6 protein-coding genes and 1 pseudogene are annotated in these 9763 nt (G+C 56.9%); 4 read left to right on the top strand and 3 right to left on the bottom strand.

The features are described from left to right. Nucleotides 1-364: 364 nt before the first annotated feature. The 4 genes from pgm (at nucleotide 365) to IEY47_RS20390 (ending at nucleotide 7825) form a co-directional block, all read left to right on the top strand. A complete protein-coding gene (gene pgm / locus IEY47_RS20405) occupies nucleotides 365-2029 on the top strand; it encodes a phosphoglucomutase (alpha-D-glucose-1,6-bisphosphate-dependent) (RefSeq protein ID WP_188986177.1) in 1665 nt (554 codons plus the stop codon). 132 nt (nucleotides 2030-2161) lie between these two features. Continuing rightward, nucleotides 2162-2818, top strand: coding sequence for a hypothetical protein (locus tag IEY47_RS20400; RefSeq protein ID WP_188986175.1), 657 nt, complete (start codon nucleotides 2162-2164; stop codon nucleotides 2816-2818). Between the two features lie 361 nt (nucleotides 2819-3179). Next, nucleotides 3180-5768: a bifunctional diguanylate cyclase/phosphodiesterase gene (locus tag IEY47_RS20395; RefSeq protein WP_188986173.1), complete on the top strand. Its 2589-nt coding sequence runs from the start codon at nucleotides 3180-3182 to the stop codon at nucleotides 5766-5768. 215 nt (nucleotides 5769-5983) lie between these two features. Then, nucleotides 5984-7825, top strand: coding sequence for a bifunctional diguanylate cyclase/phosphodiesterase (locus tag IEY47_RS20390; RefSeq protein ID WP_188986171.1), 1842 nt, complete (start codon nucleotides 5984-5986; stop codon nucleotides 7823-7825). Nucleotides 7826-7866: 41 nt separating this feature from the next. Here IEY47_RS20390 and IEY47_RS20385 read toward each other — a convergent pair whose 3' ends face one another. From IEY47_RS20385 to IEY47_RS20375, 3 genes and pseudogenes are all read right to left on the bottom strand, one after another. After that, nucleotides 7867-8589: a pirin family protein gene (locus tag IEY47_RS20385; protein ID WP_188986162.1), complete on the bottom strand. Its 723-nt coding sequence runs from the start codon at nucleotides 8587-8589 to the stop codon at nucleotides 7867-7869. A gap of 110 nt (nucleotides 8590-8699) precedes the next feature. Then, complete coding sequence (locus tag IEY47_RS20380; RefSeq protein ID WP_188986160.1) at nucleotides 8700-9596, bottom strand: LysR family transcriptional regulator; 897 nt, start codon at nucleotides 9594-9596, stop codon at nucleotides 8700-8702. 62 nt (nucleotides 9597-9658) lie between these two features. Continuing rightward, nucleotides 9659-9763 (bottom strand): annotated as a pseudogene (locus IEY47_RS20375) (IS110 family transposase); the annotation flags it as partial.

Genomic DNA, 9763 nt, shown 5'->3' with positions numbered 1-9763 from the left:
GTCATCGTCAAGCACCTATACCGAAAACCCCCAGCCTCGAAAGAGACTGGGGGTTTTCTTTTGCGGACGGAAAATAGGGGCATGAGAAGGGCGTAGAAAACGTGCGATCTCCGCCTTCCTCTAGGCGCACGCATTACAAGCTTGCGCGCTTGGATATGCGTTCATAGATATCAAATCTGAATAACGCTCGCTTATGTTTGATTCGATATGAATCAAGCTAACCGCTTAACGACGCTGCGTTTTTTAAACCGGAGGGACCCTTGTGTACTGAGATCGGTCCAACAGCCGTATCAGGTATAAATGCCTTAAGAGTCGGTAGCATGGTCTACTAAGGCACGCATTCAACCAATCCAAAGGACCCTCTATGAGCATTGCCCCCAACGCAGGACGCCTTCCCGAAGAACATAGCCTGGTCGATCTGCCCCGATTGATTTCTCGCTACTACAGCGAACGACCGGATCCGCAAGATCCAGTTCAGCAGGTCTCGTTTGGCACGTCGGGTCATCGCGGTTCCTCTTTGAAGGGTAGTTTCAACGAGTGGCACATCCTTGCGACTACCCAGGCGATCTGCGACTACCGTCGTGAGCGAGGTATCGATGGTCCTCTATTTATCGGGATGGACACGCATGGGCTATCTGAGCCAGCGTTCGTTTCTGCGTTGGAGGTTCTGGCAGCAAATGGCATAGAGGTTCGGATCGATGCGGGCTGTTCGGAAACCAATGGTGAACACGGGTATACGCCGACACCTGCGATTTCCAATGCGATACTTGAATACAACCAAGGACGTGATCGCGGCCTTGCAGACGGCATTGTGATCACGCCATCGCACAATCCGCCAGCAGATGGTGGCTTTAAATACAACCCCACAAATGGCGGGCCGGCGGATACCGGCGTAACGAAATGGATCCAGGAGCGCGCTAATAGCTTGCTGATAGCGGGTCTCAAGGGCGTAAGTCGAATCAGCTACGCGCAAGCGTTAAAAGCTTCAACCACGCAGCGTTTTGATTTCATCGACAGTTACGTGAAAGGCCTGGAGCAAGTTATCGACATGCAGGCCATCCAACGTTCTGGCCTGAAGTTCGGAGTCGATCCCTTAGGTGGAGCAGGCGTGCATTACTGGACACGCATAGCCGAGCGCTACAGCTTGCCGCTGGAAGTGTTGTCTACCCGAGTTGATCCAACTTTCCGCTTCATGCGGTTGGACTGGGACGGCAAGATTCGTATGGATTGCAGCTCTCCACACGCCATGGCAGGACTGATCGAGAACAAAGATCGCTTCGACGTTTCGTTCGCTTGCGACACCGACCATGATCGTCATGGCATTGTCGCTCGCTCCTCGGGGCTGCTTAACCCAAATCATTACTTGGCGGTTGCCATCGAATACCTGTTCACTCATCGACCCGACTGGAGTCGTGATGCGGCGATTGGTAAGACGTTGGTTTCATCGTCGATGATCGATCGGGTTGCTCAGGGCATTGGTCGTCAGGTCATTGAAGTCCCTGTTGGGTTCAAGTGGTTCGTGGATGGATTGATGGACAGCAGTCTCGGCTTCGGTGGCGAGGAGTCCGCAGGCGCATCATTCCTGCGTAAAGCGGGAGGTGCGTGGTCGACCGACAAAGATGGCATCATCCTTGGCCTTCTCGCAGCTGAGATGACAGCGGTGACGGGTAAAGACCCCGGTGAGCGCTATCAGGCTTTGACGCAACGCTTTGGGGCGCCGGTATATCAGCGCATCGATGCTGCAGCGGACCGCGAGCAAAAGGCTCGTCTCGGCAAACTCTCTGCGTCCCAGGTAACCGCGTCTGAGCTTGCCGGCCAGCCAATCACTCAGATTCTTACTGAAGCGCCCGGTAATGGCGCGGCGATTGGCGGGCTCAAAGTCGTCACGGACAACGGGTGGTTTGCAGCGAGGCCATCCGGCACCGAGGATGTCTACAAGATTTACGCCGAGAGCTTTGAAGGCGAAGAACACTTGAGGCGAATTCAGGAAGAGGCGAAAGCGCTCGTCGACGGCGTGTTAGCCGGCTAACTTACCTCATCGTAGGTGAGGCTTGTTGCCGCACCTACATGCCCGCATCGGCAATTCGATAGGAGGCGTGGCCTATATCGGTTAGCCTTGCGGGCATTTTCATGTATGCGCCGAACGGGCAGGAGTCGTGGGGTGAGTTACAAGAGCAAGACCTTTCTGTGGGCGAGCATTGGTGGGATTCTTCTGCTGTTTATCGTCGGCTTGCGATTGTTTTCAGTTTGGGCAACGACGCTGCCCGTAGATGTGCCAATTCGCTTGGATAGCAAAGATGAGTTGGATCTACCGGTGCAGATTAGGACACTGGAGTTCGATACGCTGGCGATCGTTTTTTCTACCACGGAGTTGCCGCTCTTCACGGTACGCAAATTGTCCGGTGGGCAAATCTGGGAAAACGAAATCTGGGTCGAATATCCACCCGCGCCGATGACGCTTCAGTGGAAATTAAGCACTCGTGAAGGCGACTTCGTGGCTGAAGGTGAAGGTAGCGTCGGCAAAGAACTCACCAGTTACGGCAGCAATGAAATCACCCGGGAGGTTTCCCATATACCTGTGGCGCCCGGTGAATACCGCCTTCAGGTGAATGTACTGACGCCAGACGCACGATTTGCCGAGGTACCCACGCGCTTGGCGATGGTTGCAGAAGGTAAAGGGAGAACTTGGCAATCGAGCGTTGCCTGGTGGGGCTCACTGCTGTCGGGGATGTTGCTGATACCGATTGTGTTCATCTGCGGCTTGATCGCGCTCTATCATTTCACCCGCTGGCGTTACGGGACCTCGACCGACGACTGATCTACCAGAAAGGGCCGACTGCCTTCCACGCATTCGGCCCTTCATTGTTTGAGGGCTTCGTTACTGGCGCGCCATTCCTACATCACCTAGTGATGGCGTGCAGCGAAGAGCAAGCTACAAAATTGCGCCTACTCCTCATTGGCCGGCGTCATTTGGAGCGCTTTTCTTCCACCCGGTGCAATTCTTACCTGCACGCTTGGTGCATCGATCGAAACGCGTTTAGCCCACGCGTTCCGGTCGATGCGCCATCGGACAAATGCTTTTGTGCAACGCGCAGTTCATCGGCGAGTCAGCGGGAGACGTCAAGTCGATATTGATCGAGTCGATACAGGGTTAAGTACATCATCCTGTCGGACTGACCATGCTTCCCCACGACTCGCACGCAAACCCTGCGGCGACGCGCCCGATTCATTTCACGCTCACGACCGCCGCTCGAGAGGCGTCGCTTGGGTTCATTGCGCTCATCGTCCTGGTTTTCGCGCTGGCCTGCGCAGCGCTGGTCTATTTGTGCGCGGAGCTTGACGAAAGGCAAGACCTGCATAGCCGAGCAGATGCAGTGAAAGCAGTCGAGTTCAAGCAGGACAAAGTGGGCACGGCCTTGGTGGACTACGCCTTCTGGAAAGACGCCTATGACCACACGCATGGCGCGATAGACAGCGAGTGGCTTTACGACCGCAATAACATTGGATCATCGCTCTACAGCAAGTATGGCGTTGATGGCGTTTTCATTGTCGGTCCCGACCTTAAGACTCACTACAGCGTCGTCGAAGGCAAACTCAGTGAGGAGGCTGCCCGTCAGTGGCTTCCGCCTAGACTCGATCAGCTGCTTGCGATCGCCCGCGCAAAATCCAAAGAAGATGGCTATGCGCAGAGCTATTTTCTTATCAAGGGGCAGCCTGCAATCGTCTCTGCTGCGGTCATGCGTCCGGACAGTTCCTACGAGAATTTCGCAGATCTTTCGTACTTGCTGTATGTCGACGTGCTGCGCGACAGCGAACTTGCGGCCATGGGCAATGCATTCGACCTGCAAGCGTTGGGTGCTCAAGGTGACATTCATGGTCGCCTGGTAGGCCCTTCGATCGTCCTGCAATCGAGCCCAGGCGATCCTATCGTTCTGCAGTGGGAAAATGAGGATTACGGTCGAACGCTGCTCGATCGATTTCTGCCCATGTTGATAACGCTTGGCTTCGCGGCAGGCGCAATTATCTGGTACCTGCAGCGTAAAATCGCCGAAGCGGCCAACCTCATCGACGATACGGGGCAAGCGCTCCGCAACAGCGAACAGCGTTTTCGCAATGTCACTGAGGCGTCTTCAGATTGGATCTGGGAAACCGATATCCAGCAGCGCCTAGTGTATTTGTCCGATCGATTCACCGAGGTCACAGGGTTCGACCGTCAGCATTGGCTCGGTAAACCGCTTTACGAACTCCTGGGCTATGAGCCATCGGCCTTAGAAACCGCCGCCCGGGAGGTCGACAGAGGCGCTCTCGCACGCACGCTGGTGTCTTGTGAAATGCTCGACCCGTTCGGTATGCGTAAACATTGCCAGCTTTCCGCAAAAGCAATCATGCAGGGCGATAGGCTCACCGGCTTTCAAGGCGCGGTCTGCGACGTCACCGAAGCCTTCGACGCGAAAGCGCGGGTGGAGCACATCAGCCAGCACGACGCACTGACGGGCTTGGCAAACCGGCACAACCTTAGCCTGTACCTGTCCCAGCGCTTCAACGAAGGTGTATTCGCCGAAAAGCCGATCTATCTGATCACGCTGGATTTGGAGCGCTTCAAACCGGTAAACGATTCGCTTGGCTACGCGGCGGGTGATCTTGTCTTGCGCGAAGTTGCCCGCGTATTGAAGAACTGCACCCGCGACGTAGATCTGGTTGCCCGTACCGGTGGGGACGAGTTTGCTATCGTGACATCGGGGTGCGTCACGCGATCCCAGGCGCAAGGGCTGTGTGATCGGTTATTGGAGCGGTTGGACCAGACCATCACGTTCGGTGACCAAGAGATCAACATCGGTGCCAGTATCGGCGTAGCAACTGCGCCTGGCGACGGGACCACCGCAGACGACCTACTTAGATATGCCGATATCGCCTTGTACGAAGCCAAAGCAGCAGGTCGTAGCATTTGCCAGTTCTACGAGCGCACGATGAACGAACGTATCTTGGAACGCCGTCGAGTGGAGAGCGACCTTCGGCAGGCACTCAAACGCCACGAGTTCAAACTTGAGTTTCAGCCCCGTTTCGATGCGCAACCGCAGCGGCTGGCAGGCGCTGAAGCGTTGGTTCGCTGGCAGCATCCCACGCGCGGCTTGTTATCACCTGGGTATTTCATCCAGACCGCCGAAGAGACCGGATTAATATTCGAGCTTAGCGACTGGGTGCTGCGGGAGGCCTGTATCCAGGCCGTTGGCTGGGAAGACCACTTGATCGTTTCGGTGAACCTGTCGCCGGTAGAGTTCCAGCGTGATGATCTGGTCGACCGCATTCGTGTCGCGATTCAACACAGCGGCATTAGTGCCGAACGCCTTGAGCTGGAGATCACCGAAAGTGTGCTCCTCGATGATGCCAACAGCGCACTGGAGACCATGTTAGCGCTGAAGGCGCTGGGCGTTCGGCTGTCGATGGATGATTTTGGAACGGGCTATTCGTCCTTGAGTTATCTGCGCACCTATCCTTTTGACTGCCTGAAAATAGACCGTAGTTTCGTGTCCGACATCGACGCGCACGGCAACCAAGCCATCGTCGAGGCCATTATCAGCATGGGAAACGCATTGTCCCTGATGGTCGTTGCCGAGGGCGTCGAAACCCGCGAGCAACTGGAAAAACTCGCGGCCATGCACTGCCATCAGGCGCAGGGCTATTACCTCGGGCGCCCCATGTCGTCGGAGCGCTTCCGTGAGCTTCGCTTGGAGGCAGCTGACACTGTGAACCTTGCCTCGTTATCCTGATGGGGCGCATCGGCGGGGGCCTCACGCGCCTATGTATAGGGCGATTGACTCCGTAGCCGGCAGTTTGAGAGCAGGGGAAAGCGCCCGCCGCGATTCAGGCTGCGCTCAGGAAAAGGGCACCTCCCTGTGGTCTCTGTGGTCGGAATATGTCAGCGTGACGGCTTTCCGATCATCACGACCGTAAGGCAAGCGCGCGCCAGCCACTTGACGATGCCATGCTAATAGCCTCAGAACCTGAGAATGAACGCTCGCGTTTAACGCTCCTGCAAAACCTCGCAATTCTCGATACTCCCCCTGAGGAGGCGTTCGACCGTATTACGCGTGTCGTCTCCCAGGTGCTATCGGTACCCATCGCACTGGTTTCACTCGTTGATGAAAACCGTCAGTGGTTCAAGTCTCGCGTGGGGCTGGAGGCTCAGCAGACGCCGCGAGACATGGCTTTCTGCGCGCATGCATTACATGTCGCCGATGTGCTCGTCATCGAAGATGCGCTACGCGATCCACGTTTTCACGATAACCCGCTGGTCACCGGTCCGCCCAACGTGCGGTTTTACGCGGGCGTGCCGTTGCGAACGGAGGATGGATTAACGTTGGGTACGCTTTGTGCCATTGATACGAAGCCGCGAGTGTTGGCCGATGGCGAAAGGGCTGCGTTGATGGACCTGGCTCGCGTTGTGGAGCGTGAACTGCTGAATCGCCGGGTCAACGCGCATAGCCGCGTTGTTTGGGAGGAGGAGCGCCAGGCCCGCGTGCGCAGCGATGCTCGATTCGGGGCGATCTTCCACGAAACGCCTACGGGGAAGGTCATCGTGGGCCTCGAGGGTCGCTTCATCGAAGTGAATCCAAAGTTTTGCGAAATTACCGGCTTTACTGCGGATGAGCTGAAAACGAAGACATTCCGCGAAATCACCCATCCCGATGATCTGCATGACGATCTCGTCTTGATGGCGGAATTGCAGTCGGGCGTCCGGCGAAGCTTTTCGATGGAGAAGCGTTACATCCGCAAATCCGGCGAGAGTATCTGGGTGCAGATCAGCGTATCCCTGCTGCATGACGAGTCAGGCGCTCCGGATCACTTCATCGGCGTAGTGCTCGACATCACGGACCGCAAGAAGAGTGAACGGGTACTGCTCGAATACCAGGAGCAGCTCGAACGCTCGGTGGAAGAACGAACTCAGGAGTTGGTGCGTAGCCAGGGTACGTTGCAAACCATCGCCGACAACCTGCCTATATTGATCGCACAGGTGGATAGCGAGCTGCGTTATCGCTTCAACAATCGGGTTTACCTGGAAGTCTTCGGCATCGAGCCCGCGGCGCTGTATGGCCAGCCTGTCACTGCGACGTTGGGCCCGGAATTGCTCGATGAATTGCTGCCCTTTTTCCAGCGGGCGCTAGCGGGTGAGCGTGTCACCAAGGACGCCGTCCAGTACCGATCGAATGAGGAGCGGATCTGGAGCGCCACCTACATCCCGGACATACGCGACGGCGAAGTCGCCGGCTTTTTCGTCATGTCCAACGATGTGACCGAACAGAAGCGCATCGAACGTACCCTTTACGACAAGGCCATGCTCGACCCCCTAACCGATTTGCCGAATCGTCGTGCGCTACAGGATCGGTTAGAGCGGTCGTTGCAACGGGTACGACAGGATCCCACCCCGTTCGTGGTGCTGTTCATGGATCTCGACGGATTCAAAGCTATCAACGATGTCCACGGCCACGACATAGGCGATGAACTGCTCCGTCACGTTGCCCGGCGCTTGTCCCAGTCGGTCAGAAAGGGCGACTTCGTGTGCCGCCTGGCGGGGGACGAATTCATCGTGGTGGCCGATAGCGTGCCGACCGAAGACATTGCGCGTCGCATCGCCGACGACATCACTGCTGCCATCGCCGAGCCCTTCGCATTGCCCGTAGGTGCGCTTACCGTGGGCGTCAGTGTCGGCATAGCATTTGGATGTGAAAACGACCTGACGAGCGAGGCGATACTTGCCAGGGCCGACGGCGCTATGTACGAAGCCAAGCGCCGTCGCCGAAACGCTTACCGACTCGCAGATGGTTGAAACCATCGAATGGGTTCAGCGATAAGCGCTGCAACGAAGCGTTACGGCATTTTCGGTAACTCATTCGGTCGCAAGTCAAACACAAGCACTTCAGCGTCTTTTCCGTGCTCCAGCTCAATGGCGCTGGCGTGACGAAGGCGAGCGCCGTCGCCAGCTTCCATATGGACGCCATTGAGCTCAACGCGACCTCGTGCGACATGCACGTAGACATGCCGATCGCCTTTGACCTCTAGCTTCGCGCGCTCATCACCATCGAACAATCCCGCGTAGACGCGAGCGTCTTGACGCACTTCCAGCGACCCCTCCGCGCCGTCGGGTGAAATGATCAATTGCAGGCGTCCGCGTTTTTGCTCGGCGCTGAAATGCACTTGTTGATAGCGGGGCTCAGCGGAGCGCACGTTCGGCACCAACCAGATTTGCAGGAAATGCACAGCGGCTGTGTCGGAGTGATTGAACTCACTGTGCGCTACGCCGCGACCTGCACTCATCAGCTGTACGTCACCCGGCTGAATCACCGAGCCGTTTCCCATGCTGTCTTCGTGAGCGAGTTCGCCCTCCAGCACATACGAGAAGATTTCCATGTCGCGGTGAGGGTGCTCTCCGAAGCCTTGGCTAGGCGCGACGGTGTCATCGTTGATGACCAGAAGGTCCGAAAAACCCTGTTCACTCGGATTGCGGTAACTCGCGAACGAGAAGGTATGGAATGACTTGAGCCAGCCGTGGTTAGCGGCGCCGCGGTCGGAAGCTTTGCGAATGGCGAGCATGGCGATATCTCCTGTCGAGCCTGGGCGTTAGTGCCCAACGCTGCTGATGGCGACATTCTACTGTCCGCAATTCGCGTAATTAACGACCAGGTGAGTGAATGATCGTCACTCTAAGGTTGACGATCATTGAGGGATGAGAGCTGTTGGCGCAAGAAGTCAGAAAACACCTGTACCGCGCGGGCGGATTGACGATGATGCGGGTAGACCGCATACACGGCCGCCTGAGGCGGTTGGTATGCGCCTAGGATGGGAACCAGTGAGCCGTTTTCCAACGCACCATCGATGATGAACGTGGGCAGATACGCGATCCCCATGCCCCCGACGGCCGCGTCCCGAATGATCTCACCGTTGTTCGCCCGCAGGTTACCCGTCACCGGCACGCTCACGGGTTTGCCGTTCTCTTGAAAACGCCATTCGACGAGCCGGCTGTGGCCGTAGAGAAGGCAGGCATGTTGCTGCAAATCATCCGGCGTCGTTGGCGTGCCATGCGTCGCCAAATAGTGAGGGCTTGCACAGATCACGATTTGCATCGCCGTCAGGCGTTTCGCAACCAACGTGGAGTCTTCGAGCGTACCGATGCGAATCGACATGTCGTAGCCTTCGGCCAAGAGGTCCACGGCCCGATCATTGAGTTCGAGCTCCAGCGCCATGTGCGGATGCTGCTTCATGAACAGCGGCAGCAAGGGGCTGATATGCAGCGTGCCGAACGTCATGGGTGCGCTGATGCGTAAGGTGCCACGTACCACCGGGCTCCGGTCGGAGACGAGCTCTTGGGTTTCCTGCAGGTCGGCAAGGATCCGAGCCGCACGCTCGTACAACAGCATGCCCAACTCGGTTGGCTGCAATCGGCGTGTCGTTCGGTTCAACAGACGTACACCAAGCAGTTCCTCAAGTGCCATGGTGCGGCGACTGGCGTATTGCTTGGAGACACCGAGCTTTTCAGCTGCAGCGGTGAAACTGCCTTCGTCCAGCGTCGCCACGAACACGCGCAGGTCTTCTACGTTCATCAAGGGCCTCATCGATAGGCCCCGGATTATGCCGCACTCGACGTAGATACCGTCTTCCCCCTCTACCGAGCAAGTGCCAGTTTTGCATCGAAGGGGACGCCGGATTTGAGTACGCCATAGGCGATGTTTAGCAGCTTGCGCATCGCGGCACATACGATCTGCTTGCC

Origin of the sequence: Pseudomonas matsuisoli (assembly GCF_014647635.1) — a bacterium.
GTDB lineage: Bacteria > Pseudomonadota > Gammaproteobacteria > Pseudomonadales > Pseudomonadaceae > Pseudomonas_P > Pseudomonas_P matsuisoli.
The sequence above is the reverse complement of the archived record's forward strand: the minus strand, read 5'-3'. Positions and strand labels throughout refer to the sequence as shown.